The sequence below is a fragment of the Pelagibacterium limicola genome (assembly GCF_015694405.1).
Classification (GTDB): Bacteria; Pseudomonadota; Alphaproteobacteria; order Rhizobiales; family Devosiaceae; genus Pelagibacterium; species Pelagibacterium limicola.
The window spans coordinates 182,228-209,086 of sequence record NZ_JADQDB010000002.1 but is presented as its reverse complement, the minus strand read 5'-3'; the positions used below and the strand labels follow the sequence as shown (position 1 = coordinate 209,086).

Genomic DNA, 26,859 nt, shown 5'->3' with positions numbered 1-26,859 from the left:
GGAATGAGGCGAGCATGAACCAGCCGGCTTCCAAAGAACCGACGATGGATGAGATTCTGTCATCGATCCGGCAGATCATTGCCGACGATGACGAGAGCGCCGCGCAAAAAGTCCCTGTCGCAGCCAAAGCAGCCGAAGTGCGGCCCAGTCCGGTCATAGATCCCTTCAGCGATGACGACGAGGACGAGGTGCCGACGTTGGCGTTGTCTCCCGAGCAGATCGTCGAAACGGATGACGCTGCCTCCGACGATGAGGAAATGCAGGAGCCGGAACCGGAAATCCCCGAGTCCTTCCAGGAGGAAGCTCCCGCGGAGATGGTGGTCCCCGATGACGTCGCTTTCGCCTTGGACGAAGAACCGGCTCCGCCACCCCCGGCCCCAAAGGCGCCCAAGCCAACGGCAAGTTTCGCTCAAGCCGCTCCGATGCCCGATCCCGACCTGAGTGCCGACCTTACCGAAGAGCTTCTGGAACCAGCAACGAGTGCCGCCGTGGCATCCACTTTCGCCAAGCTTCAGACGCCGCGCCTTTCTCCCAACATACCGTTGTCGGCAGGCGGCGTGACCGTCGAGGGCATGATTCGTGAAATGCTCCGGCCGATGCTCAAGGAATGGCTTGAGGAAAACCTCCCCTCGATGGTCGAGCGGATCGTTGCGCAGGAAGTCGAACGCGTGTCGCGCGGCGGCTAGGATTTCCTTTACCGGCGTTCCAGCATCAAGCGACAGTTGACTTAGCCCGCGCGCTTGGCTTTACACAGTGCCAAAATCTACATTCAGACCCGCTCCGTCCGCTGAGCGGGTTCTTCTTGTGACGGGTATCGGCGAGATGATCGAAAAGACCTACGATCCGGCTTCGGTGGAAGACCGCATCTATTCAGCCTGGCAGGACGCGAATTGCTTTGCGGCCGGCGCTGGCAGCAAGCCGGGTGCGGAGAGTTACTCGATTGTCATTCCGCCACCGAACGTGACGGGTTCCCTCCATATCGGGCATGCGCTCAACAATACCATCCAGGACGTGCTGGTGCGTTTCGAGCGGATGCGCGGCAAGGATGTGCTGTGGCAGCCGGGTACCGATCACGCAGGTATCGCGACGCAGATGGTCGTCGAGCGGATGCTGATGGAAACCCAGCAACCCTCGCGCCGCGATCTGGGCCGCGAAAAATTCCTCGAAAAGGTCTGGGAATGGAAGGCCGAGAGCGGGGGTACGATCCTCAATCAGCTCAAGCGCCTCGGCGCGTCCTGCGATTGGTCGCGCGAGCGGTTCACGATGGACGAAGGGCTGTCGCGCGCCGTACTCAAGGTTTTCGTACAGCTTTACAAGGAAGGGCTTATCTACCGCGACAAGCGGCTGGTGAACTGGGATCCGCATTTTGAGACGGCAATTTCGGATCTCGAGGTCGAAAACCTCGAGGTCGACGGCCATATGTGGCATTTCAAATATCCGCTCGCGGGCGGAGAAACCTACCGGTATGTGGAAAAGGACGCGGACGGCAATATCGTCTTCGAGGAAGAGCGGGACTATATCTCGATTGCGACCACTCGCCCCGAGACCATGCTCGGCGACGGCGCCGTGGCGGTTCATCCCGACGATGAGCGTTATGCGCCCATCGTCGGTAAACTCTGCGAAATCCCCGTTGGGCCCAAAGCCCATCGCCGCCTGATCCCCATCATTACGGACGAATACCCGGACCCCGATTTCGGCTCGGGCGCGGTGAAGATTACAGGGGCGCACGACTTCAACGACTACGAGGTGGCGCGTCGCGGCGGCATTCCGATGTATTCGCTGATGGATACCAAGGGCTCCATGCGCGCCGATGGCGCGCCTTATGCGGAGCAGGCAGAGATTGCGCAGCGCATTGCCGAGGGCAAGCAGGACTTCGATGCTGCCTTCATCGCAAGCATCAATATTGTCCCCGACGAATACCGCGGGCTTGACCGCTATGTGGCGCGCAAGCGTGTAGTCGCCGATATCGATGCCGAAGGCTTGCTTATCGAAATCGAGAACAAGAAGATCATGCAACCGTTCGGCGACCGCTCCAAGGTCGTCATCGAGCCGTTCCTAACGGACCAGTGGTTCGTCAACGCCGGCGAACTGGCGAAACCGGCGCTCGCTTCCGTGCGCGAGGGACGGACGAACTTCGTGCCCAAGAGCTGGGAGAACACCTATTTCGCCTGGCTTGAAAACATTCAGCCCTGGTGCGTATCGCGCCAGCTCTGGTGGGGTCATCAGATTCCGGCGTGGTACGGGCCGGATGGCACTATTTTCGTCGAGGACAGCAAAGAGGAAGCCCAGGCGGCAGCCGCCACTTATTACGGCCGAGAGGTTGCGCTCGAACGTGACCCGGACGTGCTCGACACGTGGTTCTCGTCTGCGCTCTGGCCGTTCTCCACCATGGGCTGGCCGGACGAAACCCCCGAGGTCGGACGTTACTACCCCACCAGCGTGCTCGTTACCGGGTTCGACATCATCTTCTTCTGGGTTGCCCGGATGATGATGATGGGCCTCCATTTCATGAAAACCGAGCCTTTCTCGACGGTCTATGTTCACGCACTGGTCCGGGACGAGAAGGGCCAGAAGATGTCGAAGTCGAAAGGCAACGTCATCGATCCGCTGGAACTGGTGGATGGCTACGGGGCGGACGCCTCGCGCTTCACGCTGGCCGCGATGGCCGCACAGGGACGCGACATCAAGCTCTCGATGAACCGCGTCGAGGGATACCGGAACTTCGTGACAAAGCTTTGGAACGCGGCGCGATTCCTCGAGATGAACGAGTGCGTACGTGTTGCCGGGTTCGAGCCCGAAGCGGCCAGCACTTCGCTTAACCGCTGGATCATCGGGGCGACAGCCAAGGCTGCGGCCAACCTCACGCGGTCTATCGAGGACTACAAGTTCAACGAAGCGGCCAACTACGCGTACGACTTCGTCTGGGGCACGTTCTGCGATTGGTTCGTGGAACTGGCGAAGCCCGTCTTCTCGGGCGACGACGAGACGGCCAAGGCCGAAACCCGCGCCACGGCAGCCTGGGCGCTCGATCAGATCCTCAAAATCCTCCACCCCTTCATGCCGTTCGTCACCGAAGAACTTTGGGGCGAGACCGGCAAGGCCGGACCAGCGCGCGAGGGATTCCTGATGCTCTCTGACTGGCCGGTACTGGACGGGTTGTCCTTCCCGGAGGCCGAAGCTGAACTCAATTGGCTGATCGAAGTCATTTCCTCGATCCGTTCGGTGCGTACAGAGATGAACGTTCCGGCCGGCGCCAAGGTGCCCCTTGTCCTCATAGGCGGCAATGCCGGCACCGAGGCGCGCATCAACACCCATGACGCGGCCATCAAAAGGCTTGCGCGCGTCGAGAGTATTTCGGTGGCCTCTGTGGTCCCGGCCAGTTCGGCGCAGTTCGTCGTGGGCGAGGCAACATGGGCTCTGCCGCTCGCCGACCTCATCGATATCGATGCCGAGCGCCAGCGGCTCGGCAAGGACGTCAAAAAGCTCGAAGGCGAAATCACAGGGCTTGAAAAAAAGCTCGGGAACGAACAGTTCCTTGCCAAGGCTCCCGAGGGGGTCGTCGAGGAGCAACGCGAGCGGCTGACTGAGGCTCAGTTAAGGCGCGACAAGATCCTCGAAGCGCTGGCGCGACTGAAATAACGGCTCCTGTCCCGGAATGGGGCAGGTTGGGGCCGGGGCTTCGTGACAATTTTACTACACTGCCCGTAGACTCTTGCGAGTCTGCGGGCAAGTCACATTTCGCTAACTGGAGTTGCCACAATCTTTCCCTAAAGACGCAAGAACAAGTTTGCGGGCGGGCGGGTTTCATTGTTGCGCGGGGCAGTTCAGCCTCGCCGATCAAGTGTTTGCCCATTTCCGCAGTCGGTTGTTCCTTTCGGCAGAAGGCCGGAAGCGAGGAGTAGGGAATGCGCGCATTTTGGGCAGGCATACGTTGCGAGAGCAGGGTGAAGGCACCCGGCGGCGGAGCTTGCTTTAATGCGGACACAATAATTACCTACGATAATCGAAACGTCCGGGCCCTATGCAACGACATAAGGGCGATGGGGCGTGCAGAGGGACGGTCTTTTGGTTCCGAAGCCGCACCAGGACAAACAAATAAGAAATTCAACAGGGTGGCGGTGGAGCGTTTTTCTGCCGGCACAGACAATATAGATGCGTACCCCAGCCAACAGGTGATCGCGCGAACGGCGCTGACGCCATCCGGGCAGGGGATGAGAAGGTGTGTCATGCCGACTATCAGAGGTGCTGCATTGGCGTTTGCAGCGGTCTTTTCCGGTCTTTCATTGGGTGCTTCGATTTCGACAGCACAGGCCCAAACTGCGGTCGATGCGGCGCAGGAACTGGCTAACATGCTCGACAGCGCCACCGTGGAAATGAGTGGCGATAATGTCGTATCCGCGCTCCGAGGTGCCGCCGAAGCCGGGCAGCCTATTGCGCTCTGGCAGTTAGGATTGATGTATGAATCCGGCCTTGGCGTCGAGAAGGATCAGGCACGGGCCTTCCAGTACTTCTCGCAGATTGCCGATCAGAATGCGGATGCCCCTCCACGTTCGCTCGATGCCGATATCGTGGCGCAGTCTTTCCTCAAGGTGGGGGACTACTATCTCAGCGGTGTACCGGGCGCCGGAATTGACGCGGATAATGACCGCGCTCACAGGCTGATCCTGCACGCGGCGGCCTATTTCGGCGATGCCGATGCTCAGTATCGCGCGGGTGTGCTCTACCTCGATCCGAACGAGCTCGGCCCCAACCCACTCCAAAGTGCACGCTGGCTCTCGCTCGCGGCGCGCAAAGGACACCCTGCAGCCCAAGCGCGGCTCGGTGAACTCCTTCTCAGTGGTGATGGGATCGAAGCCCAGCCCATCGATGGTCTGATGTGGCTCGCAATCGCCCAACGCCGCTCGATCGGCACCAGCGACGAGTTCTGGATACGCGAGCTTTCCGAAACAGCGCTACGCAACGCACCGCCCGCGCAAATGGAAGCCGCGATCCGCGCGGCAGAGGCGATCGGTCCCCAGTTCGGACCCTACTAAATTCAAGCTGCCTTGGAACTGCGGCCGGCCAGTGCAAGGTCGGCTTCCACGGGAACATGGTCGGAGGGCTTGTCCCAGCCGCGCACATCCTTGTGGATTTTTACCCCATCGAGGCGATCAGCGGCTTGGGGGGAAAGGAGCAGGTGGTCGATGCGAATGCCCCAGTTGCGGCGCCAGGCTCCGTTCTGGAAATCCCAATAGGTGTAGGCTTGATCTAGCGTCGTCGCGCGGACAGCGTCGGTCAGGCCAAGATTGACGAGCCGTCGCCACTTTTCGAGGCTCTCGGGGCGGAAGAGGGCATCGCCCCACCAGACCTTCGGATCGTGGCAATCATGGCCGGTGGGGATGAGATTGAAATCGCCCATCAGAATGAAGGGCTCCTCGAGTTCCAGCCGTGCCTCGACGAAGGCATGGAGCCGGTCCATCCAACCCAACTTATAGGGATATTTCTCGCTTTCCACCGGATTGCCGTTAGGCAGATAGATGTTACACACCCTGACGATGCCGCCATTTTCCGTGGAGAACACCCCTTCGACCAGTCGAGCCTGAACGTCGGCATCATCGCCAGGCAGTCCGCGGTGAACCTCGTCGAATGGCAGGCGGGAGAGCAGGGCGACGCCATTAAAACCTTTTTGGCCGTGAGTTTCGACGTTGTAGCCGCGCGATTCGAACTCTGCGCGTGGAAAATTCTCGTCGATGCATTTGATTTCCTGCAGGCCAGCAATATCGGGTTTGACTTCATCAAGCCAGGTGAGAACGGCGTGCAGGCGAGCATTGATGCCGTTGATGTTCCAGGTCGCTATTCGCATGGCGGTCTCCCTCACCGGTCCGAGAAGGCAAGGCGCAACCCCAGGAAACCGAATGCCCCGGCAAATCCGCGCCGTAGCCATTTTATGACAGAGGGACGAGAAATGACATAGTTCCTGGCCAGCGTAGCGCAGGCTCCGTAGCCGATGAACGTGACAAACGTGATGCCCATGAAAACGAGCGCATGAATGACAAGGCGGCTTGTTGCATCGGGCGCCGTGATCGGTACGAACTGGGGGAGCAGGGCGAGAAAGAAAAGCGAGAGTTTCGGATTGAGGACGTTGAGGAAAGCTCCTGCGGTCGCGATTCTCCAAAATGATCGCGGCGTGCGGTCTTCCGACAGGCTCAGGGCACCACTCTCGCGCAGGACGTTCCAAGCCATATAGAGCAGATAAACGGCGCCAAGATATTTCAGAAGTTGGAATGCAAGGGCGCTCGTATGGAAGATCGCTGCCAAGCCAACGATACTTGCGAAAGCGGCCGGCATGATGCCGAGGGTACACCCGAATGCCGCGGCAATGCTGGCGCGGAATCCACGTCCTAGTCCGATGGCCAGCGTATAGAGAACGCCCGTACCGGGCAGCAGGCAAACGACCAATGCCGTAATGACGAATTCAACGCTCATGATCCCTCCGTTCGGTCGCACACCCAAGCGCGGACCATGACGAAGGCACTGTATTTCAGGCCACCCGGAAAATACGTCTAGACGGCGAAACTCGTGCCGCAGCCGCAGGAAGCGACCGCATTGGGGTTGCGGATTTGGAACGATTGGCCGATCAGGTCGTCCACGAAATCGATCTCCGCACCGCCCATGAAATCCAGGCTCATGGAATCGATGAGAACGGTCGCGCCGTCGCGAGTGAGGACCAGATCGTCTTCACCGGGCTCTTCCTGGACGAGATTGAATTCGTACTGAAAGCCCGAGCAGCCTCCGCCCGCGACTGCGATGCGCAGCACGGTTCCCGGGTTCTCTTTGGACAAGATACGGTTGATGCGCTTGGCCGCGCGCTCTGTCAAAACGACATCGTTCGATGTTAGTTGGGTGTCGGCCATGTTCCGCTCGCAAATATACAGTCGGACGACAAACATAGTATCGGCAAGCGACGATGAAAAGAGGTGCCAAGAAAATGCATAGGACGGCACTTGCGGCCTACGCCGCTGATCCGGGCACAACCCGCGGGCGACTTTATGAACCGGGTGCGAGTCCAACCCGCTCGGAATTTCAGCGCGACCGGGATCGTATCATCCATTCTACCGCTTTCCGCCGACTTCAGCACAAGACGCAGGTGTTTCTCCATCATGAGGGGCAGCATTTCCGCACCCGGCTAACCCATACGCTTGAGGTGAGCCAGATTGCGCGTTCGATCGCGCGGGCCCTGTCTCTCAACGAGGACCTGGCCGAAGCCGTGGCGCTGGCGCACGATCTTGGCCACACGCCGTTCGGACACGCGGGCGAGCGGGCAGTGGCGGAGCGCATGGCGGAATGGGGCGGTTTCGACCATAACCTGCAGGCCCTCCGGGTCGTCACCCGGCTCGAGAACCGCTACGCCGCGCATGACGGTTTGAACCTCACCTGGGAAACGCTCGAGGGCATTCTCAAGCACAATGGTCCGCTTGTGGACGCAGATGGCCGGCCGGTGGGCCGCTATGAGCAAGAAGGCCTGCCACCGGGTCTGGACGAGATCGCGGCGAGCGCGGATCTGATGCCCCATACGTATGCGAGTCTCGAGGCACAGGCAGCCGCGATTGCCGATGACATCGCTTACAACGCTCACGATATCGATGATGCGGCTCGGGCCGGGCTGTTGACGATCGAAGACCTTGTCGATGTGCCACTGGTCGGGCCGATTGCACAGGAGGTGCTCGATCTCTGGCCCGAGGCTCCGAGAAACAGGCAGATTCATGAAGTCCAGCGGCGGATGATCACGCGTACAATCGAGGCGGTTATCGCCGAGAGCGCAAGGCGCATAGCCGAAGTTGCCCCGCAAGATGCCGACGCCGTGCGGAGGTGCGGGCAAATCCTGATCGGATTTCCCGATGCAATGGCGCGGAACGAAAAGGCGCTCAAGGCGTTCCTTTTCGCCAAGGTCTACAGGAATCCTCAAGTGATGGCACCGGTCCAGGCAGGGGAATCGGTTGTGCGGAAACTGTTCGATGCCTATCTCGCCACCGGCGATATGCCCGGCCGCTGGGCGGAGGCCTGGCGCAATGCGCCGAACAAACGCAGGCAGGCGCGGGTCGTTTGCGATTTCGTGGCTGGTATGACCGACCCCTTCGCGCTCGATGAGCACGCGCGCCTGTTTGACGTAAGGCCCGATTTCCGGTAACCCGCACGCCTTGTTACCCTTATCCCATATATGGTTCTCCGATGGATATCTTTGCCCTCTATGAAGGGCGCGTCGCCGATGCGCTGAGCGCCAGCTTTCCCGAACTTGCAGAGCAGCCGGAAGTTCTGGCACGCGTGGTCGTGGAGCCCCCGCGCGATGCGGCGCACGGAGACCTTTCGACCAATGCCGCGATGGTGGTGGCCAAACCGCTGGGAAAGAACCCGCGGGAGATCGCGACCGTTCTGGCGGCTCGTTTGGGCGAGGACGATGAGGTCGCTTCCGCCGAGGTGGCCGGGCCCGGCTTTCTTAACCTACGGCTCAATCCTGGCGTCTGGCACAAGGTTTTGGCATCGGTAGCCGAACTTGGCGCGGACTTTGGGCGGTCCGATGTGGGCAAGGGTGAAAAGGTCAACGTCGAATACGTGTCGGCCAATCCGACAGGCCCGATGCATGTGGGGCATACACGCGGGGCCGTTTACGGCGATGCGCTGGCCTCGCTCATGGCCTACACGGGTTACGACGTCACGCGGGAATACTATATCAACGACGCCGGCTCGCAGGTCGATACGCTGGCGCGGTCGGTCTATCTCCGCTACCGCGAGGCGCTGGGCGAGAATGTCGAAATTCCATCCGGGTTCTATCCGGGGGAATATCTGATCCCGGTCGGCCAATCGCTGGTCGCCGAATTCGGCAGCAGCCTGCGCGATATGCCCGAGAGCGCCTGGCTTCCGCCAGTCAGGCAACATGCCCTTGCGGCGATGATGGAGCTGGTGCGCGCGGACCTCCGGAAGCTCAACATCGAGCACGACGTGTTCTTTTCCGAGAAAACGCTACACGGACCGGGCGGGGATATCGAAACGACGCTCGCATGGTTACGGGAAAAGGGGCTGGTCTACCAGGGCCGGCTCGCCCCTCCGAAAGGCAAGCTGCCGGAGGATTGGGAAGACCGCGAGCAGACGCTGTTCCGCGCAACGCAATTTGGAGACGACATCGACCGGGCGCTTATCAAGTCCGATGGCAGCTATACCTATTTCGCGGCCGACATAGCCTACCATCGCAATAAGGTCATGCGGGGGTTTTCGACGCTTATTGACGTGCTGGGAGCGGACCATGGCGGCTATGCAGCGCGGATCGCGGCCGCAGTCAACGCGGTTTCCGAGGGCTCTGCGCAGGTCGACGTGCGGTTCTGCCAGCTCGTGAGGCTGTTAAAGAACGGCGAACCTTTTAAAATGTCCAAGCGAGCTGGTGACTTGGTGACGGTAGCTGATGTTGTTGATGAGGTGGGCGCCGATGCCACCCGCTTCATGCTTCTGTTCCGGCGGAACGATGCGCCGCTCGATTTCGACTTTGCCGTGGTCAAGGAGCAGACCCGCGACAATCCGGTATTCTATGTGCAATATGCCCATGCCCGGACGTGGTCGGTTTTCCGCAATGCTGGTCGCGATTTGCCAACACTCGACGTTTCGCCAGACGCGCTGAGGTGCGCCGACCTTGCATTGTTATCTTCGGCTGAGGAACTGGACCTCATCCGCCTAGTCGGGTCGTGGCCACGCCAGGTGGCGGCGGCCGCGCGGGCCCATGAGCCGCATCGTCTTGCTTTTTACTTACATGAACTGGCAGCGCAATTTCATGCCTTCTGGGCGAAGGGCAAGGAGAACCCGGGATTACGCTTTGTTAACGACGATGCCCCAACACTAACGCTGGCACGACTCGCGCTGGTTGATGGCGTGCGTCAGGTGCTCAGCAATGGTCTTGGGCTCCTCGGGGTATCCGCGCCGAGAGAGCTTTCATAATTCAGGCGCATTGCTGTGGACAAGTGCCCGCCGTCCTTTGAAATAAAGGACAAGTTCAGGATTGCATATCGGGGCGCTGTTCTATGGACACACCAAAGCAAAACCCGGCGCAGGACGCGCAGGATTCGGACGATCTGATCGCCGAACTCGCGCGCCTTGTGGCTCAGGACGCGCGCAGCCAATCGGCCAACAGCGCGGCGTATACGCGGGTAGAACCCCGACACGAACCCGTCCGTTCCCCTGAAGTGTACAGCACACCCGAGCCGCTCTATCCGGAGGACGGCTACGACCGGGGAGGCGATGAAGAGGCGTCGGAACCGGTGGCAGACGATGCTCCCGCCGCAGCGCCCGAGCCTGCTTTCGATTTCGGTTTTCTCGACAAATGGAATGATGACCCCCAGCCCGAGGCGCAGCACGCCGATCGGGCTTACGATCCGATAGCGGATCTGATCGCCGACGCGGAGCAAGACGCCTTTGTGCAGGACGATCCTGTACAGGACGACCAGCGGGGTGAGGACGAACCGGCTCGCGCTGAACGGGATTTTGATGATTTCTTTGTCGGTAGCTCCCCCGATACTGGAGCTTTGGTGGAACCCGAACGGCAGGCGCCGTTTGAAGTCGACACATTTTTCGGGGAATCCGATGCGCATGCGCAGCAGAACAGTCGCGACGACCGGGACCCCCTTAGCGAGATTGAAGCGCTGATCGGCGAGGCCGCGCGCGTCAGCGCATTAGGCACCAATGGCGGACGCAGGGTCCGTTCGAGTTTCCTCGGTACGGCGGATCATGAAGATTTCCGAGCCGAACGTGCAGTCGATGCTGCGGAATCCGCCATATTGGCGGCGGCAGCGGCGAGCGGGGCGCAAATCGCGGAGGTCCATCCCTACCATGCGCCTGAATCCGATCTCGAGCCCGAGCCGGAAATTGCGGATGCCCTTGACCCTGACGAAGCACAGCACCGGCAGGGCAGCGAATATGACGATCCGTTTGTCGGGGCGACGGAAGTCGAGCGTCCCCAGGCACGCCGCCGGGCAGGAATTATACTGCCCGTAGTCGCCGGGACGGCCATCCTGGCCGTATTGACGGGCGGGTATTTCATGTTCTTTGCGACGAGCCCCGTGCCCTCTGAGGCGCCGGTGCTGACTGCCGAGGCGGGCGAGATCAAGGAAGTCGTCGAGAACACGGCCACCGTTCCTGCGTCGGAATCGGTCATCTTCAATGAGATCGATGGCAACACTGTCCCCCCCGAAGACGAAACGCTCGTGTCGCGCGACCAGACAAATGGCGTGGTTGGGGCCAATGTCGGAAGCGTGATTGCACCGGAAGAGGGCGAGACCATGCTGGCGAATCGTCCTGTGCGCACTGTCACGGTCCGGCCTGACGGCACTATCGTTTCAAGCGATGGAAGCATCGCCGGCAGCAGCGTACTGCCCGTCGAGCGGCCCGATGTACCTGCGGTTCCCAACAGTACGTTGACGGCCGATCCGATTGGCGAGGCGATCGTCGCTGCCATCGGAGAGGTAGCGCCCCAAAACGAGATTGTGGAGAGCGCCGGGACGGTTGAAGCCGTAGTGGAGCCGGTAGCCGCAGCCGAATCGCCGATTTTCGATCCTGCCAGCATTCCCCGTCCGGTTCCGCGGCCCAATGGCCTTGGTACGCAATCGTCGAGCGCGCCGACGCAACAGCCCGCTCCGGCGACGCAGCTCGCCTCGGTCCCGGCGCAGCAAGACGTCGCTCCGGCGTCAGCTCCTCAACAGCCGACTGCAGCGCCCACCGGGGTCGGTGCGTGGGTGCAGCTTTCTTCCCAACGCAGCGAAGAGGCGGCGCGGGCAGGTATTCCCGAATTGCAATCGCGTTATGGCGCGCTGTTCAATGGCGCGGCACTCGACGTGAGCCGTGTCGATCTCGGGGAGCGCGGCGTTTACTATCGCGTCCGGTTGCCGCAACCCACGATGGCCGATGCGAATACCGTCTGCAATTCGATCAAAGGGCAGGGCGGGGACTGTTTCGTCCTGAACAACTAGAGTTTGCCGGCCTTATCGGCTTGACGACACAAGGGGGAGTGGCAATGCTGCTCCCCTTGGCGTTTCTCGAGCGGCATTTTATTCTTTATGGTCGATACGCAGTCAGATTGGATGAATGACGCGCCGCAGATCCGGTCGGACATCGATGCCGTGCTGCATGTGGACGTCGGGGGGTACGAAGGGCCGCTCGACCTGTTGCTCGATTTGGCGCGCAAGCAGAAGGTCGATCTTGCGCAGATCTCTGTTCTTGCGCTCGCCGAGCAGTACCTCGCCTTTATCGAAACCATCCGCCAGCAGCGCATCGAGATCGCCGCTGATTATCTCGTGATGGCGGCGTGGCTCGCTTATCTCAAGAGCCGGCTGATGGTGCCCCAGCAGGCCGATGACGATGAGCCGACCGGTGAGGAAATGGCGGCGTTGCTGCAGTTCAGGCTGGCGCGGCTCGAGGCGATGCGAGAAGCCGCCGCGCGGCTCATGAACCGACCAAGGCTCGGACGCGACGTCTTTGCCCGCGGCATGCCGGAGCCGGTCTCCATCACGCGACACTGCCTATGGGAAGCCGATCTCTACCAGTTGTTGCGGGCCTATGCGATGCAGCGCGAGCGCGGTATCCCGGCCGAATATTCTCCGCATAAACGCACCGTCTGGGCCTTGCAGGAAGCGCGAGAGATTCTCGAAAGGCTGATCGGGCAGAATTTCGAGTGGGTCTCGCTCGACAGCTATCTTGCTCATTATCTGGGGCAGCCGGAAGAGCGTGCCACGGTGCTCGCCTCGACGTTTACCGCCTCGCTCGAACTGGTGCGACTGGGACAGGTGGAGTTGCGCCAGCACGCGGCTTTCGCTCCTTTGCTCGTGAGACGGCGGCGGTCGGACATTGCCTCATGAATGATCCCTTGGAGCATTCCGACCAGCCGGAACTTCATGCGCGCAACTTGCGCGTGCTCGAGGCTCTGTTGTTTGCTTCTGCCGAGCCGGTGGAACTTGGCGACGTCAAACCCTTTCTCTCTGAGACTGCAGATGTCGAGGCGTTGGCAAGGGAGTTGCAGGCAAGCTATTCCGGACGCGGGGTCAATCTCGTACAGCGGGGCAGAAAATGGGCTTTTCGAACCGCAGAAGACCTCAATTTCCTGTTGCGGCGTGAAGAAACCGAATCTCGTCCGCTCTCGCGTGCCGCTCTCGAAACCCTGGCCGTAATCGCCTATCATCAGCCGGTAACGCGGGCCGAGATTGAAGAGCTTCGCGGGGTGTCGACGTCCAAGGGCACTCTGGATGTTCTGATGGAGGCTGGCTGGATCAGAATGCGGGGGCGGCGCCGGACCCCGGGCCGACCCGTTACCTATGGAACGACCGAGGGCTTCCTCGATCACTTCGGGCTCGAAACGCTCGGTGACCTGCCTGGCCTCGAAGAACTCAAGGGCGCAGGTCTACTCTCAAGCCGCCTGCCGGCGAGCTTCCAGATGCCGCTACCCCATGACGGGGGGCTGCGGGAAGACGAGGACCCGCTCGACCCAGATGACATGGGAGACGCCGAACCCGTCGAAACCGAGACCGAGGATCGGGAAATCTAGCGCTACCTGCTGGCGGTCTGGACGCGTTTCGGGCCGGAGAATGCCGTTTGTCGTATAACTCTTCCTTGTTTTCGACGCTGTTTGACAATATCTGTCACAAGGAAATGGCCGAGGCCGGAGCAACACGTTTCCGGCCCACCGAAGGAGGTTACCCATATGAATCCCGGACCTTGGGGTATTCTGATCATCGCTCTTGTGGTGCTGCTGCTGTTCGGACGCGGCAAGATCGCCAATTTGATGGGCGAGGTCGCAGGCGGCATTAAGGCATTCCGGAAGGGGATGTCCGAGGACGACGACAAGGCTGTTGCGGAGATCGAGCAGGCCCCCACACGCGACGCCACGCTCAACGAAGCCAAGGAAATCGACCGCAGCAAGGACGCCTGACAGTCCGTGCTATTTCGCCTTTAAGGATATATCCCGATGCTTGGCCTCGGCTGGAGCGAGATGCTCGTGATTGCCGCTGTGGCGCTTATTGTGGTGGGTCCCAAGGACCTGCCCATGTTGTTGCGCAATGTCGGCCGCATGATGGGCTCGGTCCGCCGTATGAGCAACGAGTTCCGGCGCGAAATCGACAAGGCGATTGCCGCCGACGAGTTCAAGGAAGCGCAAAAGGCGATTTCCGATCCCCTGAAGAAGACGAGCGCCGAAATCTCCCGGGAATTCAATACCATGCGCGACGGCAAGGTTTTGCCGTCAGGCAAGATCAAGCCAAGCGATCCCGCCAAAGAAAGCGTGGTTGACGAAATCCGCGCCCAGGCAGGCATAGCGCCCACCTTGCCGGAAAAAACGGTCAAGGCGGCGAAGGCATCTTCCGCGCCCGCCTCGGAACCGTTGGCTGCCAAGCCCAAACCTCCCGCTGTAAAGCCAGCGGCCAAAGCAGCGGTCAAACCCGAGAAAGCCAAACCGGCGAAAGCGGCATCGCCCAAAAAGAAAACATCCAAGCCTGCCACTCCGGATGTCGGCGCGGGGGAGGGATAAGCGATGGCCACAACTGGCAAGCCCACCGAACCGGACGATGACCTCAAGTCCAGCGAGGCGCCGCTGATCGAGCATCTGGCGGAGTTGCGCCAGCGCCTGATCTATTCGGTAATCGCGCTCGCGCTGCTGTTCGTCGCGTGTTTTTTCGTCGCCGATCACATCTATAATTTCCTGCTTGGCCCGTTCATCGCGGCTGCGGGCAGCCCGGAGGCCGTGCGACTGATCTACACGGCGCCGCAGGAGTTCTTTTTCACCAAGCTTTCGGTCGCGCTGTTCTCGGCCATCTTTCTCGCTTTCCCGATCATCGCGAGTCAGATTTACGCTTTCGTTGCGCCCGGGCTCTACAAGAACGAGCGCATGGCGTTCGTGCCTTATCTCATCGCCACCCCGATCTGTTTCATCATCGGCGCGTCTGTCGTCTATTACGGCGTGATGCCGCTCGCGCTCGGATTTTTCCTTGGGATGCAGCAGGTGGACACCGGCGGCGTGACCATCGAGATGGTGACTCGGGTTTCCGAATATCTGAGCCTCGTCATGACACTGCTGCTGGCATTCGGCGTATGTTTCCAGCTTCCAGTCATACTGACGCTCCTTGCGCAGATAGGGATTGTGGGCGAAGCCAATCTCAAGAGCTGGCGCAAATATGCCATCGTGGTGGTCATTACGCTTGCGGCATTCCTGACCCCGCCCGATCCCATTTCCCAGCTTGGCCTCGCGCTGCCGTTGCTTTTGCTCTACGAGCTTTCGATCATCGCGGTACGGATCGTCGAAAAGCGCCGGCTTGCGCGCGAAGCGGAACTCCTAAAGGACATCGAAAGCTAGGTCTTCTTGTTTTCGGAGCGCGTCTCGGCTAGGCAGTAACGCCTTATTCAAACCCCGAGCGGACTTACGAACATGTTCGATATCAAGTGGATCAGCGCTAATCCCGAAGCCTTCGATGCTGCTCTCGCCAAGCGCGGGCAGTCTCCGCTTTCGGCCTCGCTGATATCCCTTGACGAGAAGCGCCGCGCGATTGTCACCGAACTCAACTCGGTGCAGGAAAAGCGCAATACCTCATCCAAGCAGATCGGGCAGGCCAAGGCTCAGAAGGACGAGTCGCGGGCGGCCGAGCTGATGGCGGAGGTTGCCGGTCTCAAGGACAGGCTGGCCGAACTTGATGCAAGCGAGAAAGCGCTGACGGAAGAACTGCGCAATGCGCTTTCGGGCATACCGAATATCCCACTGGTGGAGGTTCCGGAAGGCGTAGACGAGCATGACAACCAGCCCTATTTCCGGCCCAACGAATCCGAGGCTACACGCCCGGCAAAACCGAATTTGCACTTTGCGCCCAAGGAGCATTATGAGCTCGGCGAGCGGATGGGCGGGATGGATTTCGAGGGCGCGGCAAAGCTTTCTGGTAGCCGTTTCGTCATCCTCAAGGGGCAAATCGCGCGGCTCGAGCGGGCTATCGGTCAGTTCATGCTGGACCTGCATGTCAATGAGCACGGCTATACGGAAGTCCAGCCTCCGTTGATGGTACGCGACGAGGCATTGTTCGGTACGAACCAGTTGCCAAAGTTCGAGGAAGATTTGTTCTTCGTGCCACATGGGGACAGCCGACTCGGCCTTATCCCTACTGCAGAAGTTCCGCTCACAAATCTCGTCCGCGAATCCATTCTCAGCGAAGGCGAACTCCCCCTGCGCTTCACTGCGCTAACGCCATGTTTCCGGTCCGAAGCCGGATCGGCCGGGCGGGATACGCGGGGGATGCTGCGCCAGCATCAGTTCAACAAGGTGGAACTGGTGTCCATCACGACGCCGGAAACCTCGGGCGATGAGCATGAGCGAATGCTGACATGTGCCGAGGAAGTGCTGAAGCGTCTCGGTATCCATTATCGCGTCATGACATTGTGCACGGGCGATATGGGGTTCGGTGCACAGAAGACCTATGACATCGAGGCCTGGCTGCCGGGCCAGAATACCTATCGCGAGATTTCCTCGGTTTCGGTGTGCGGCGATTTCCAGGCGCGGCGCATGGATGCGCGCTATCGCGATGCGGACGGCAAGCCGCAATTTGTCCATACGCTCAACGGGTCCGGCGTTGCCGTCGGGCGTGCGCTGATCGCGGTGATGGAGAATTACCAGAACGCGGACGGTTCGATTTCGATTCCCTCCGCGCTCCAGCCCTATATGGGTGGAATCACGAAAATCGGTGGTTAGGAGGCTTTCTTGCGCATCCTCCTGACCAATGACGACGGCGTGGAGGCGCCGGGACTGGCGGTTCTGCTCGATATCGCACGCTCGATTTCAGATGATGTCTGGGTCGTCGCTCCCGCCGCTAACCAGAGCGGCACGGGGCACCGGTTCACCTTCGGATATGAGATTGAGTTGGAAGAGCGCGGGGAAAGAATATTCGCGCTCGATGGCACGCCGGCCGATTGCGTCGTGGCCGGCGTCTCCCACGTGCTCAAGGACAAAAAGCCCGATCTCGTGCTGTCGGGAATAAATCGCGGCCAAAACCTGGGCGATATCATGCACTGCTCGGGTACTGTGGCGGGCGCGCGGGAAGGAGCCCTTCACGGGGCCATCGGCATCGCGCTGAGTCAGTCGATGGATTTTTCAAAGGGCGACGGCCGAATCGATTGGGAACCCGCCAAGGCCTTCGGGAGGGAGACGATCGAGGCCATTGTCGAAATCGCCCGGGGACAGGACACGTATTTCAACGTCAATTTTCCGATGTGCATGGTCGATGACGTCAGGGGTATCCGACTTGTGCCGCATCAGCGATTTTCCCATTCCCCGTTCGAGCTCTATCCCAGCGACAATGCGGGCAAGCACTTCGTCGCGATTCTCGAAACACCCAAACCACTGGACCCGGGCGCCGATTTCCATATCTTGCATGAGAACAACGAAATCACGGTGACCCCCTTGCTTCTGCAACAGACCGATATGGCGCTGATCGCGAAGTTCGACGGGCGATTGCCGCTCGCGAGGACCTGATCCTGATGGAAGAGGGCGGCGGCGTTACCGATTTCTGGGAAGCGCGGGCCGGCCTGATCCTGCATCTGCGGCAGCTGGGGATCACCGACGGCGATATCCTGCGCGCCTTCGAAATCGTGCCGCACGAAGTCTTCGTTCCCGCCGACTATGCGGAATACGCCTATCGCGAATCATCGTTGCCGATTGAATGCGGGCAATCGATCACCGCTCCTACGATTCTCGCGACGATGATCGCGGTGCTGGCGCCGCAGGGCGCGAGCAAGGTGCTCGAAGTTGGCACGGGGTCCGGCTATTCGGCAGCCCTTCTGTCGCGCATGGCGCGGCGCGTTTTCACCGTCGAGAGACACCGCGCGCTGGCGAGCGCAGCACAGATCCGTTGGAGACAGATCGGTTTTACGAACATCGTCGGGCTTAACGACGATGGCCTTGGCGGCCTGTCCCAGCAGGCGCCGTTCGACAGGATATTCTTGACCGGCTCGGTCCCTGAAATCCCTGAAGATGTTATCGCCCAGCTTGCCGATGGCGGCGTTGCCGTTGTGCCGGTGGGTGCGCCTTCCGACAGGCAATCGATTGTCCGGGTAGAGCGGGTTGACGACAGTTTCCTCGAAAGCGAGCACGGCCTTGTACGACTTTCGCCATTGATCCCGGGGCGAGCGCGCAATCTCTGATTTGTCTTGCCCGTTCGAAAAAAGCGGCGACAGCTCGTACCGAGTGTGCGCCTTTAAGCTCGTCTTTACCTTAACAGTTTAACTCTAATTATATCGAGTACATGAGTTGACGAGCAGTCCCATGCGTAATCGCGACACCCTTTCCAATCTTCGCAGGTCGGCGTCGGCTGTAGCAATTGTTGCAGCGACACTTGTTCTTGCGGGGTGCTCCTCGATGGGATCGTTCGGAACCGATCCCACGGTGACGGGGTCTTCCGGACGAACGGCCGGAGCGGCTTCAGGGCAGCCCATGCCGAACTTCATTCCGCCTGCCAATATCGGCGGCGGATCGCCCACCTACGCAACGGCCAATCAGCCCGTCATCATCGACCGCACCACTGCCCAGCCTGCTGGCGGGCAGGGCGCGGTTGCCACCCAGGATCTTCCGCCTCTGCAGCCATCAGTAACGAGTACCACAGCCATGCCTGCTCATACCGCCGTTGCATCCGCACCCACCCAGTCCTTGCCCGCAGCGCCGGGCTCCAGCGCGCCTCAGCTCGGCGTGGTCTCGGGCGACACCTATACGCACACCATCGCTTCAGGCGAATCGCTCTACACGATCGCCCGCCGCTATGACGTAAGCGCGACCGATATCATCGCCGCCAACAATATCACGGCGCCTGACAGTATTCGCGTAGGTCAACGTCTCATCATTCCGGGCCGGGCCGATCTTCTGGCTCAACGTGGCCAGCAGCCGGTACAAGTTGCCACTGCCCCTGCGACCCAGCCGCTTGCCCCGCCGTCCACAGCAACCCAGCCTGCGCCCGCAGCCCAGCAGCCCGCTCAGCAAGTCGCTGCCGTGCCCGCTCAGCAGCCTGCTGCCGCAGCAACCCAGCCTGCGCCGGCTGCCGCTTCCGACAAGTTCCGCTGGCCGCTCTCCGGACGCGTCATAACCGACTTTGCCGCATCGCGCGGCACAGGCATCAATATCGAAGCGCCGGAAGGTACGACCGTCCGCGCCGCTGAGACCGGCGAGGTCATCTATGTCGGGAACGCTGTCGAGGGCTACGGCAATCTGATCCTCATCAAACACGCCAACGGCTACGTCTCGGCTTATGCGCATCTCAAGACGATGGGCGTGGTCAAGGGCGACACGGTCAATCGCGGCGACGCCATCGGTACCGTGGGCATGACCGGCGCTTCCGTGAGCCGCCCGCAGCTTCATTTCCAGCTACGTCGTGGCGCAACGCCTGTGGACCCGGCACCGCTGCTGGCTGGATAAGCGCTCATCTATAGAAATCGAAAGCTCGCCGAGCACAGCGCCCGGCGGGCTTTTTCATTACTAGGTGCTCTCAGACGTCCTGGATCGCTTGTCCCTTGGCTCCAGCGAGGTGACGCACGAACTGGATGGCGACGCGGCCCGAACGAGCGCCTCGCGTAGCCGCCCATTCAATTGCCTTGACGCGGAGTTCGGCCTCTTCCACCGGGATGGCGTAATGGCTCACATAGCCCCGGATCATTTCGAGGTAGGTATCCTGATCGCAGTTATGGAAACCGAGCCAAAGCCCGAAGCGGTCTGAAAGCGACACCTTCTCCTCCACAGCCTCGCTCGGATTGATCGCCGTAGAGCGCTCGTTTTCGATCATGTCGCGCGGCATCAGGTGACGGCGGTTTGAGGTGGCATAGAACAGGGTGTTGGCCGGACGGCCTTCGAGCCCGCCATCGAGAACCGACTTCAGCGCCTTGTAGCTCGTTTCGTCCCGATCAAAACTCAAATCGTCGCAATAGACGATGAACCGTTCCCCCCGTTTAGTGATGAAACGCAGCAAGCCGGGGAGAGTGGCTATGTCCTCGCGATTGATTTCGACCAGAACCAACCGGCCCATCCCAGGCTCGGGATTTGCGGCAATATGAGCATGAATCGCCTTGACCATCGAGCTTTTGCCCATGCCGCGCGCGCCCCATAAGAGGGCATTGTTGGCGCCATGGCCCCGGGCGAAGGCGAGCGTGTTTTCCAGAAGGATATCGCGCTGATGCGCGACGCCACGCAGCAGGGTCAAAGGCACCCGGTTTACCGCCGATACGGGGATCAGCATCTCATGGGTGCCGTCCCACAGGTAGGCATCAATGCCATCGCTGAGCTCAGGCGTCGGACGGGCCGTGCCGGCGACGGTGCCGAGCGTCTTGGCAATATCCTCGAGGGCCCGGGCAATCGAGGCAAGCTGATCGTTCGTGTCCACTGGTGGAAAGGCTCCTTTGGCGCGCTTGATAGGCTTTGCCTTTCATGGGGTGCGCTTGTATAGTCCGCGCGATTTTTGGGCAGGCTGAACCTCCCAAAGCCGCAAACGGTCCCTATATGGGGCAATCCGCCATGCTTTGACAAGCAGAGCCAAGGAGCAGTCTGTCTATGTTCGTAACCCCCGCCTTCGCGCAAACCGGTGCCGCGCCTACGGGTATGGATTTTGTTTCGAGTTTTATCCCGATCATCCTGCTTATTGCCATTTTTTGGTTCCTTATATTCCGCCCGCAGCAGAAGCGTATGAAACAGCACAAGGCCATGCTGGAGGCCATCAAGCGCGGCGATACGGTGGTGACCAGCGGCGGGATCGTCGGCAAGGTGACCAAGGTGGTCGAGAACGAGGATCTCGAACTCGAAGTTGCCCAAGGTGTGAAGGTCAAGGTGGTGCGGTCGATGATCGCCGATGTCCGGACCAAGTCGGAGCCGGTCAACGACAACGCCTGAGACCTGAACGGCCTCCTTCGCCAATACGGCGCGACAATCCTGCGCCAGCGCGGCCAGCGCTGGCGCTTTAGTTCATCAGGGACGACCCTAGAAAATCATGAAAACCTCGCCAATCCGGACAGCATTTATCATTCTCGTCTCATTGCTCAGCATGTTGCTGGTGGTGCCGAACTTTCTTGACGACGACTCGCTGGCCGGGTGGCCCGATTTTCTGCCTCAGCAACGTGTTGTGCTCGGCCTCGATCTTCAGGGTGGCGCCCACCTGCTGCTGCAGGTCAACCGCAACGATATCGTTGAGGGCCGGATTGGCGACATACGCCGCGAAGCGCGTTCGATCCTTGTAAATCAGGGGATCGGCAACCTCATTACGACACGCGGTCCGGTGCTCGACATCCAGTTGACCGAGCCCGCACAGCGCGATCAGGCACGCCAGCTCCTCTCGCCTCTCGAGACCGTGGTCGAAACGGGAGTTTTTGCCGGCGCTTCGACGCCCGAAACCGCGATCGAACTGGTCGGCACTGACGTAATCCGTATTACGTTGACCGAAGAAGGCATTGCCGACCGTATGTCGGCGCTCGTCGCCCAATCGCTCGAGGTTATTCGCAAGCGCATCGACGAAGTGGGTACGACCGAGCCGGTCATTCAGCGTCAGGGACAGGATCGCGTTCTGGTCCAGGTGCCTGGGTTTGACGATTCGGGGCGCCTGAAGGACCTGATCAGTCAAACGGCGCGGCTGACGTTCCATATGGTCTATCCTTCCATGACGGCCGAACAGGCACGCGCTCAGGGACAGCCATCAGGAACGATGATTGTGCCGAGCGCTGACGGGTTCGAGGAATTGCTCTACGAGGACATTTCTCTCGGGGGCGAACAGCTCGTGGATGCCCAGCCTGCGTTCGACCAGAATGGCCGTCCTGTCGTGACCTTCCGGTTCAACACTCAGGGCGCGATCACTTTCGGGGAAATCACTTCCCACAATGTGGGGCGTCGCTTTGCCATCGTGCTCGACGGACAGGTCATCACAGCGCCCGTGATCCAACAGCCGATTACCGGAGGATCCGGCCAGATCTCGGGCAATTTCACGTCCGAATCCGCCAGCGATCTTGCCGTGTTACTAAGGGCCGGGGCGCTCCCGGCTACCCTCGACGTCGTCGAAGAACGCACCGTTGGGGCGAGCCTTGGTGCCGACTCGGTTCAGAGCGGCATCGTCGCGGGCATCGTTGGCACGATTGCCGTCGTTGTTTTCATGCTGCTGGCTTATGGCCGGTTTGGTATTTTTGCCAACATCGCGCTGGTCATCAATATCAGTATGATTTTTGCGGCCCTGTCGGTATTGGGGGCCACGCTCACGCTGCCGGGGATAGCCGGTATCGTTCTGACCATCGGCTTTGCCGTGGATTCGAACGTCTTGATATTTGAGCGCATCAAGGAAGAACTTCAATCTGGCCGATCACCATACCAGGCGGTCGAGGCCGGATTTAAAAGGGCGATGGTGACCATCATTGACGCCAACGTGACGACGCTGATCGCCGCCGTCGTGTTGTTCTTCCTCGGTTCCGGCCCGGTTCAGGGCTTCGCCGTAACCCTTGCGCTTGGTGTGCTGACCACGATGTTCAGCGCCTATCTCGTTACCCAAGCGCTGATTGGTCTATGGTTCGCCTGGCGGCGTCCCAAGCAGGTCAAGATCAGTCTCATATCGCTAATCCCGGACGGCGTGCGCTTGCCTTTCATGTCGCTGCGCAAAGTCGGGTTTGCACTTTCCATCGTCCTGGCACTGGGTGCGCTCGGGCTCGAATTTACACGCGGCTTCAATTTCGGCATCGATTTTACCGGGGGCAGCGCGATAGAGGTGCAGGCGCGGGAAGGCGAGGCTGATATCGCAGCATTGCGCTCCCAACTGGGGGATCTAGGCCTTGGCCCGGTTCAGGTGCAGACCTTCGGCACACCGGAAGACGTCCTGATCCGGCTTGGCACGCAGGATCGCACGGATGCTGAACAGCAACAGGCGGTCAACCAGGTAATCGCAGCGGTCAGCGACGAGTACGAAGTACGAAGAACCGAAAGCGTCAGCGGCACGGTTTCGAGTGAATTGGCATTTGCCGGGACGTTGGGTGTCATCTTTGCGATGATCGGCATTACCATCTACGTCTGGCTTCGGTTTGAATGGCAGTTCGGTGTCGGGACGATGCTCGCGCTGATCCACGACGTCATCCTGACCGTCGGCCTGTTCACTCTGCTGCAACTCGAGTTCAATCTCGCCAGTATTGCGGCGGTGTTGACGGTGATCGGCTACTCGCTCAACGACACGGTGGTGATTTACGACCGGATTCGGGAGAACATGCTCAAATACAAGAGTTTGAGCCTCTCGGAGATGATCGATATATCGCTCAATCAGACGCTGTCGCGTACAGTCCTGACCGGCGTTACGACGTTCCTCGCCATGATGGCGCTGATCGTCTTCGGCGGTGAGGTTGTGCGGAACTTCACCATCCCGATGGCCTGGGGCGTACTCGTAGGCACCTATTCCTCGCTGTTCGTGTCGGCGCCGATCCTTCTCTATCTCGGGGTCAAGACCCGCGGTGATGCCGTTGCCGACAAGTCCAAACCCGAGCGGCGTGCGGACGGCGCTTCGGTATAGCCGATGACATGGGAAGCGGGGCAGGGGCATTATCCCTACCAGGCGACGATCGACGCCTATGGCGACGGCGGATTCCGGTTCGCCGACATGTCGCACAAAGGCTCGCTAATCTGTCTTCCCGGTGGGATGTACGCCTGGGCGGCCCAATCGGCCGCCGATGTGTCGCTTGATGCACTCCAGCGAGCATTGGCCGTGGCAGACGAGATCGATGTGCTGCTGATCGGGCTTGGGCCCGATATCGCTGCTCTCGCGCCGGAGATCCGGGCAGCGTTCAAGGAAAAGGGCGTCATTGTCGAGGCGGTGTCGACGGGTAGCGCGGTGCGGACCTATAACGTGCTCCTTGCCGAAAAACGCTCTGTCGGCGCAGCGCTCATCGCCGTCGAAAAGGCGCGCTAGCAGTGGAAGGCGGGGAAAGCCACGCCCTTGCTGCGGCGCAACTGCGCGAACTCGATCCCGACCGTTATCTGTCAAGCCTTGTCATCCCGGCTGAGAAGCGCGCCGACGTGCAGGCGCTGTTTGCGTTCGCCGCCGAAGTTGCGACCGTTCGCGAGCGTGTTTCCGAACCCACGCCGGGAGAAATCCGGCTCCAATGGTGGGTCGATGCCCTCGAAGGTGAGGGGCATGGCGATGTGGTGCGCAACCCGGTCGCCGACGCTCTGCTCAAGACCATCAAGCGGTGTGCGCTGCCGGTCGGGCCGCTGGTGCGGCTTCTCGCGGCGCGGCGGTTCGACCTTTACAACGATCCGATGCCCGATGCCGGGCAGTTCGAAGGCTATGCAGGCGAAACGGTTTCAGTGCTATTCCAATACGCTGCGATGATCCTGTCAGGCGACGAAGCGACGAGTGCCGCGGAGGCTGCCGGGCATCTTGGCGTTGCTGTTGCGCTGGCCGGACATCTGCGCGCGTTCGGTTACAATGCCGCGCGCGGTCAGCTTTTCCTGCCGCTTTCCGTATTCACGGCCAACGGCGTGAGGGAGGCCGATATTTATGCTGGAACGGACAGTCCCGAACTCAGGAATGCTATCACGCAATTCCGCGAGCTTGCCCATCATCACGCGCAAAAAGTCCGTTCGGCCATGGGTGTAGCGCCAAAGGCCTCAAGGCCCGCTTTTGCGTCCCTGGCATTGGTGGAGGACGATCTGGCTCGGCTGGCACGCCACGAGGCGCCGTTTGTACCCATGGCTGCACCGGTTCCGTTCTTACGGTTGACCAGGCTGATGTGGTGGGCCCTGCGGAATGGCTAGAGCCAGCCGGCAAGGTCATTAAGCGCCCGCGACGTGAATGCTCGTTTCTTGGCCATCGCCTTGTCTGGTCCGCGCCAGCGGCCCTTGTGTCCGTCCGGCTTTGAGATGGTCACAGGAGGGAAGAGACCGAAATTGACGTTCATGGGCTGGAAAGAGCGCGCACCGGAATAGGCTTCCGCTTCGACGTGTCCGCCCGTGATGTGCTGGACCAGCGCACCGAACGCGGTCGTTACGGGTGGCAGGGATATCTGTTCGCCTTTTGCTTCGGCAGCGGCGAAGCGGCCTGCAACAAGGCCCATCGCCGCGCTTTCGACATAGCCCTCTACGCCTGTAATCTGTCCTGCAAAGCGTAGCCGCGGATCTGCCTTGAGTTTGAGGTCGGGCCTTAGCACCTTCGGAGAATTGAGAAACGTGTTGCGGTGCAGGCCTCCAAGACGAGCGAACTGCGCGTTTTCGAGGCCCGGAATCATGCGGAAAATATCCGTTTGTACGCCGTACCGCATCTTGGTTTGAAAGCCGACCATGTTCCAGAGCGTGCCCAGAGCGTTGTCCTGTCGGAGCTGGACGATCGCATGGGGCTTGTTGTTGGGATCGCGCGGATTGGTGAGACCGACAGGCTTCATAGGGCCGTGTCGGAGAGTTTCACGGCCGCGCTCGGCCATAACCTCTATGGGCAGGCAGCCGTCGAAATAGGGCACTTTTTCCCATTCCTTGAATTCGTGCAGGGGTGCCGAGAGCAGCGCATCGACGAAAGCGTTGTACTGCTTTTCCGTCATCGGGCAGTTGAGGTAGTCCGCCCCCGTGCCCGCCGGACCTGGCTTGTCGTAGCGCGATTGCGCCCAAACGATATCCATATTGATGCTGTCATAATGGACGATGGGGGCAATCGCGTCGAAAAATGCCAAGGAGTCTTCGCCGGTCAGTTTGCCGACGGCGTCGGCCAGGGCTGGCGAGGTCAGCGGGCCGGTGGCGATAATGACGTTGTCCCATTCGGCAGGCGGTAGCCCCGCCACTTCCTCGCGTTCGATGGTGATTTGAGGATGGGAAGAAAGAGCATCGGTCACGCTGCGCGAAAAGCCATCGCGATCGACGGCCAGCGCTCCACCCGCCGGGAGCGCATGGGCATCGGCACAGCGCATGATGAGCGAGCCTGCCCGCCGCATTTCCTCATGCAGCAGGCCCACGGCATTGTGCTCGTGGTCGTCGGAACGGAAGCTGTTCGAGCAGACGAGTTCAGCGAAATCGTCGGTATGATGCGCATCGGTCGAGCGGATGGGGCGCATTTCGTGCAGCACCACATCGACGCCGGCTTGGGCGATCTGCCATGCGGCTTCCGATCCGGCGAGGCCTCCGCCGACGACATGCACTTTATTCATTGGTGGTTCCGGACTGATTGGCTTAGGCCCTGCCTATAAGCCGTCGTCCTGTCGAGGGCAACCATGCCCAAACGCGAGAAAGGCACCCGTTGGAGGGTGCCTTTCAGATGCTTTGGTTTGCAAACGGTGCCGACTTAAAGGGAGCTGGCATGTTCACGGGCAATACGCTGAATGTCGGCGCGATTGATACCGAGATCGTTGAGTTCACGGTTGCCCAGTGCATTGAGTTCACGAACGGTCTGGCTGTAGGCCGACCACTTCTTGAAGGTCTTGCGGATGTCCATCGGTTTTCTCCTTTCGATTTACACCCTCTAGATAGAACGCTTCAGCGAAATTGAGCAGAGGGAGATTCCTCAGAGCAGGTTTGCAATTTCTGCAGGTCTGGCAATAGTTTGCGTCATATTCTGTTAATATATGCGGCGGCGCTGTGGCCTAGCCACAAACAAAAAAGGCATCCGGGTGGATGCCTTTTTCAGTTTTTGGAATTGGAGGTCGTTAAACCGAAGTCAGATGCGGTTGGCATGGTCGCGGGCGATACGTTCGATGTCGCCACGGGAAATGCCGAGGTCGGTGAGTTCGCGGTTGCCCAGGGCGTTCAGTTCACGCACGGTCTGGTTGTAGGCGGCCCACTTCTGAAGCGTCTTGCGGATACCCATTACTTGTCTCCTTTCGTTGTTGAGCGGGATATAGGCTGCAATAGCC

The 26,859-nt window shown here is 60.3% G+C and carries 26 protein-coding genes; 19 read left to right on the top strand and 7 right to left on the bottom strand.

Going from position 1 to position 26,859, the window contains the following annotated elements:
- The first annotated feature begins 14 nt into the window (after nucleotides 1-14).
- The 3 genes from I2G20_RS03975 to I2G20_RS03965 all read left to right on the top strand — a co-directional run bounded on the left by I2G20_RS03975 (nucleotide 15) and on the right by I2G20_RS03965 (nucleotide 5,033).
- Nucleotides 15-686, top strand: a complete 672-nt coding sequence (locus I2G20_RS03975; RefSeq protein WP_196258398.1) for a DUF2497 domain-containing protein — start codon at nucleotides 15-17, stop codon at nucleotides 684-686.
- Nucleotides 687-822: 136 nt separating this feature from the next.
- Nucleotides 823-3,639: a valine--tRNA ligase gene (locus I2G20_RS03970; protein WP_196258792.1), complete on the top strand. Its 2,817-nt coding sequence runs from the start codon at nucleotides 823-825 to the stop codon at nucleotides 3,637-3,639.
- A gap of 587 nt (nucleotides 3,640-4,226) precedes the next feature.
- Nucleotides 4,227-5,033 (top strand): tetratricopeptide repeat protein, encoded by an 807-nt coding sequence (locus tag I2G20_RS03965; protein WP_196258397.1) that lies wholly within the window; start codon nucleotides 4,227-4,229, stop codon nucleotides 5,031-5,033.
- Between the two features lie 2 nt (nucleotides 5,034-5,035).
- Here I2G20_RS03965 and xth read toward each other — a convergent pair whose 3' ends face one another.
- The 3 genes from xth to erpA all read right to left on the bottom strand — a co-directional run bounded on the left by xth (nucleotide 5,036) and on the right by erpA (nucleotide 6,893).
- Nucleotides 5,036-5,842, bottom strand: coding sequence for an exodeoxyribonuclease III (gene xth / locus I2G20_RS03960; RefSeq protein WP_196258396.1), 807 nt, complete (start codon nucleotides 5,840-5,842; stop codon nucleotides 5,036-5,038).
- Between the two features lie 11 nt (nucleotides 5,843-5,853).
- Nucleotides 5,854-6,465: a LysE family translocator gene (locus I2G20_RS03955; protein WP_196258395.1), complete on the bottom strand. Its 612-nt coding sequence runs from the start codon at nucleotides 6,463-6,465 to the stop codon at nucleotides 5,854-5,856.
- A 77-nt stretch (nucleotides 6,466-6,542) separates the two neighbouring features.
- Nucleotides 6,543-6,893, bottom strand: a complete 351-nt coding sequence (erpA, locus tag I2G20_RS03950) for an iron-sulfur cluster insertion protein ErpA (protein ID WP_196258394.1) — start codon at nucleotides 6,891-6,893, stop codon at nucleotides 6,543-6,545.
- Between the two features lie 53 nt (nucleotides 6,894-6,946).
- On the opposite strand from erpA, the gene I2G20_RS03945 reads away from it, so the two are divergent.
- From I2G20_RS03945 to I2G20_RS03890, 12 genes are all read left to right on the top strand, one after another.
- Nucleotides 6,947-8,167 (top strand): deoxyguanosinetriphosphate triphosphohydrolase, encoded by a 1,221-nt coding sequence (locus tag I2G20_RS03945; protein WP_196258393.1) that lies wholly within the window; start codon nucleotides 6,947-6,949, stop codon nucleotides 8,165-8,167.
- Nucleotides 8,168-8,208: 41 nt separating this feature from the next.
- Complete coding sequence (argS, locus tag I2G20_RS03940) at nucleotides 8,209-9,960, top strand: arginine--tRNA ligase (protein ID WP_196258392.1); 1,752 nt, start codon at nucleotides 8,209-8,211, stop codon at nucleotides 9,958-9,960.
- Between the two features lie 83 nt (nucleotides 9,961-10,043).
- On the top strand, nucleotides 10,044-11,984 hold the full coding sequence (locus tag I2G20_RS03935; RefSeq protein WP_196258391.1) for an SPOR domain-containing protein: 1,941 nt from the start codon (nucleotides 10,044-10,046) through the stop codon (nucleotides 11,982-11,984).
- A gap of 111 nt (nucleotides 11,985-12,095) precedes the next feature.
- Nucleotides 12,096-12,869: a segregation and condensation protein A gene (locus tag I2G20_RS03930; protein WP_196258390.1), complete on the top strand. Its 774-nt coding sequence runs from the start codon at nucleotides 12,096-12,098 to the stop codon at nucleotides 12,867-12,869.
- Entirely contained in the window at nucleotides 12,866-13,552 is a 687-nt protein-coding gene (scpB, locus tag I2G20_RS03925) for an SMC-Scp complex subunit ScpB (protein ID WP_196258389.1), read from the top strand. Before I2G20_RS03930 ends, scpB begins: the two co-directional genes overlap by 4 nt.
- A 156-nt stretch (nucleotides 13,553-13,708) precedes the next feature.
- The gene (gene tatA / locus I2G20_RS03920; protein WP_196258388.1) at nucleotides 13,709-13,936 is read left to right on the top strand and encodes a twin-arginine translocase TatA/TatE family subunit; all 228 of its coding nucleotides are present in this window, start codon (nucleotides 13,709-13,711) and stop codon (nucleotides 13,934-13,936) included.
- A gap of 36 nt (nucleotides 13,937-13,972) precedes the next feature.
- Nucleotides 13,973-14,530 (top strand): Sec-independent protein translocase protein TatB, encoded by a 558-nt coding sequence (gene tatB / locus I2G20_RS03915; RefSeq protein WP_196258387.1) that lies wholly within the window; start codon nucleotides 13,973-13,975, stop codon nucleotides 14,528-14,530.
- A gap of 3 nt (nucleotides 14,531-14,533) precedes the next feature.
- On the top strand, nucleotides 14,534-15,352 hold the full coding sequence (gene tatC / locus I2G20_RS03910) for a twin-arginine translocase subunit TatC (RefSeq protein ID WP_196258386.1): 819 nt from the start codon (nucleotides 14,534-14,536) through the stop codon (nucleotides 15,350-15,352).
- Between the two features lie 72 nt (nucleotides 15,353-15,424).
- Nucleotides 15,425-16,729, top strand: coding sequence for a serine--tRNA ligase (serS, locus tag I2G20_RS03905; protein ID WP_196258385.1), 1,305 nt, complete (start codon nucleotides 15,425-15,427; stop codon nucleotides 16,727-16,729).
- 9 nt (nucleotides 16,730-16,738) lie between these two features.
- Entirely contained in the window at nucleotides 16,739-17,509 is a 771-nt protein-coding gene (surE, locus tag I2G20_RS03900) for a 5'/3'-nucleotidase SurE (RefSeq protein ID WP_196258384.1), read from the top strand.
- Between the two features lie 5 nt (nucleotides 17,510-17,514).
- On the top strand, nucleotides 17,515-18,177 hold the full coding sequence (locus I2G20_RS03895) for a protein-L-isoaspartate(D-aspartate) O-methyltransferase (protein ID WP_196258383.1): 663 nt from the start codon (nucleotides 17,515-17,517) through the stop codon (nucleotides 18,175-18,177).
- A 121-nt stretch (nucleotides 18,178-18,298) separates the two neighbouring features.
- The gene (locus tag I2G20_RS03890; RefSeq protein WP_196258382.1) at nucleotides 18,299-19,438 is read left to right on the top strand and encodes a peptidoglycan DD-metalloendopeptidase family protein; all 1,140 of its coding nucleotides are present in this window, start codon (nucleotides 18,299-18,301) and stop codon (nucleotides 19,436-19,438) included.
- A gap of 70 nt (nucleotides 19,439-19,508) precedes the next feature.
- Here I2G20_RS03890 and I2G20_RS03885 read toward each other — a convergent pair whose 3' ends face one another.
- Nucleotides 19,509-20,396 carry a DUF815 domain-containing protein gene (locus I2G20_RS03885; RefSeq protein ID WP_196258381.1) on the bottom strand — a complete coding sequence of 296 codons (888 nt, stop codon included), beginning with the start codon at nucleotides 20,394-20,396 and terminating at the stop codon, nucleotides 19,509-19,511.
- Nucleotides 20,397-20,563: 167 nt separating this feature from the next.
- Here I2G20_RS03885 and yajC point away from each other — a divergent pair, with 167 nt between their 5' ends.
- The 4 genes from yajC (at nucleotide 20,564) to I2G20_RS03865 (ending at nucleotide 24,781) form a co-directional block, all read left to right on the top strand.
- Entirely contained in the window at nucleotides 20,564-20,899 is a 336-nt protein-coding gene (gene yajC / locus I2G20_RS03880) for a preprotein translocase subunit YajC (protein WP_196258380.1), read from the top strand.
- A gap of 94 nt (nucleotides 20,900-20,993) precedes the next feature.
- Nucleotides 20,994-23,537, top strand: coding sequence for a protein translocase subunit SecD (gene secD / locus I2G20_RS03875; protein WP_425502622.1), 2,544 nt, complete (start codon nucleotides 20,994-20,996; stop codon nucleotides 23,535-23,537).
- Nucleotides 23,538-23,540: 3 nt separating this feature from the next.
- On the top strand, nucleotides 23,541-23,933 hold the full coding sequence (locus tag I2G20_RS03870; protein ID WP_196258378.1) for an Mth938-like domain-containing protein: 393 nt from the start codon (nucleotides 23,541-23,543) through the stop codon (nucleotides 23,931-23,933).
- Between the two features lie 2 nt (nucleotides 23,934-23,935).
- Nucleotides 23,936-24,781, top strand: coding sequence for a squalene/phytoene synthase family protein (locus tag I2G20_RS03865; protein ID WP_196258377.1), 846 nt, complete (start codon nucleotides 23,936-23,938; stop codon nucleotides 24,779-24,781).
- On the opposite strand, the gene trmFO is transcribed toward I2G20_RS03865, so the two are convergent.
- From trmFO to I2G20_RS03850, 3 genes are all read right to left on the bottom strand, one after another.
- Complete coding sequence (trmFO, locus tag I2G20_RS03860; RefSeq protein WP_196258376.1) at nucleotides 24,778-26,157, bottom strand: methylenetetrahydrofolate--tRNA-(uracil(54)-C(5))-methyltransferase (FADH(2)-oxidizing) TrmFO; 1,380 nt, start codon at nucleotides 26,155-26,157, stop codon at nucleotides 24,778-24,780. The genes I2G20_RS03865 and trmFO overlap by 4 nt on opposite strands.
- Before the next feature lie 134 nt (nucleotides 26,158-26,291).
- The gene (locus I2G20_RS03855; RefSeq protein WP_196258375.1) at nucleotides 26,292-26,441 is read right to left on the bottom strand and encodes a DUF1127 domain-containing protein; all 150 of its coding nucleotides are present in this window, start codon (nucleotides 26,439-26,441) and stop codon (nucleotides 26,292-26,294) included.
- A gap of 222 nt (nucleotides 26,442-26,663) precedes the next feature.
- Entirely contained in the window at nucleotides 26,664-26,813 is a 150-nt protein-coding gene (locus tag I2G20_RS03850) for a DUF1127 domain-containing protein (protein WP_196258374.1), read from the bottom strand.
- Between the last annotated feature and the right edge of the window lie 46 nt (nucleotides 26,814-26,859).

What these genes read in the sequence shown, in the direction of transcription:
- tatA (WP_196258388.1), top strand. Translation starts at nt 13,709, where the DNA reads ATGAATCCCGGACCTTGGGGTATTCTGATCATCGCTCTTGTGGTGCTG.
- I2G20_RS03955 (WP_196258395.1), bottom strand. Translation starts at nt 6,465, where the DNA reads ATGAGCGTTGAATTCGTCATTACGGCATTGGTCGTTTGCCTGCTGCCC.
- I2G20_RS03855 (WP_196258375.1), bottom strand. Translation starts at nt 26,441, where the DNA reads ATGGACATCCGCAAGACCTTCAAGAAGTGGTCGGCCTACAGCCAGACC.
- I2G20_RS03930 (WP_196258390.1), top strand. Translation starts at nt 12,096, where the DNA reads ATGAATGACGCGCCGCAGATCCGGTCGGACATCGATGCCGTGCTGCAT.
- argS (WP_196258392.1), top strand. Translation starts at nt 8,209, where the DNA reads ATGGATATCTTTGCCCTCTATGAAGGGCGCGTCGCCGATGCGCTGAGC.
- I2G20_RS03850 (WP_196258374.1), bottom strand. Translation starts at nt 26,813, where the DNA reads ATGGGTATCCGCAAGACGCTTCAGAAGTGGGCCGCCTACAACCAGACC.
- xth (WP_196258396.1), bottom strand. Translation starts at nt 5,842, where the DNA reads ATGCGAATAGCGACCTGGAACATCAACGGCATCAATGCTCGCCTGCAC.
- I2G20_RS03970 (WP_196258792.1), top strand. Translation starts at nt 823, where the DNA reads ATGATCGAAAAGACCTACGATCCGGCTTCGGTGGAAGACCGCATCTAT.
- I2G20_RS03870 (WP_196258378.1), top strand. Translation starts at nt 23,541, where the DNA reads ATGACATGGGAAGCGGGGCAGGGGCATTATCCCTACCAGGCGACGATC.
- I2G20_RS03890 (WP_196258382.1), top strand. Translation starts at nt 18,299, where the DNA reads ATGCGTAATCGCGACACCCTTTCCAATCTTCGCAGGTCGGCGTCGGCT.
- I2G20_RS03935 (WP_196258391.1), top strand. Translation starts at nt 10,044, where the DNA reads ATGGACACACCAAAGCAAAACCCGGCGCAGGACGCGCAGGATTCGGAC.
- scpB (WP_196258389.1), top strand. Translation starts at nt 12,866, where the DNA reads ATGAATGATCCCTTGGAGCATTCCGACCAGCCGGAACTTCATGCGCGC.
- I2G20_RS03965 (WP_196258397.1), top strand. Translation starts at nt 4,227, where the DNA reads ATGCCGACTATCAGAGGTGCTGCATTGGCGTTTGCAGCGGTCTTTTCC.
- I2G20_RS03975 (WP_196258398.1), top strand. Translation starts at nt 15, where the DNA reads ATGAACCAGCCGGCTTCCAAAGAACCGACGATGGATGAGATTCTGTCA.
- yajC (WP_196258380.1), top strand. Translation starts at nt 20,564, where the DNA reads ATGTTCGTAACCCCCGCCTTCGCGCAAACCGGTGCCGCGCCTACGGGT.
- I2G20_RS03945 (WP_196258393.1), top strand. Translation starts at nt 6,947, where the DNA reads ATGAAAAGAGGTGCCAAGAAAATGCATAGGACGGCACTTGCGGCCTAC.
- tatC (WP_196258386.1), top strand. Translation starts at nt 14,534, where the DNA reads ATGGCCACAACTGGCAAGCCCACCGAACCGGACGATGACCTCAAGTCC.
- I2G20_RS03895 (WP_196258383.1), top strand. Translation starts at nt 17,515, where the DNA reads ATGGAAGAGGGCGGCGGCGTTACCGATTTCTGGGAAGCGCGGGCCGGC.
- serS (WP_196258385.1), top strand. Translation starts at nt 15,425, where the DNA reads ATGTTCGATATCAAGTGGATCAGCGCTAATCCCGAAGCCTTCGATGCT.
- tatB (WP_196258387.1), top strand. Translation starts at nt 13,973, where the DNA reads ATGCTTGGCCTCGGCTGGAGCGAGATGCTCGTGATTGCCGCTGTGGCG.
- erpA (WP_196258394.1), bottom strand. Translation starts at nt 6,893, where the DNA reads ATGGCCGACACCCAACTAACATCGAACGATGTCGTTTTGACAGAGCGC.
- trmFO (WP_196258376.1), bottom strand. Translation starts at nt 26,157, where the DNA reads ATGAATAAAGTGCATGTCGTCGGCGGAGGCCTCGCCGGATCGGAAGCC.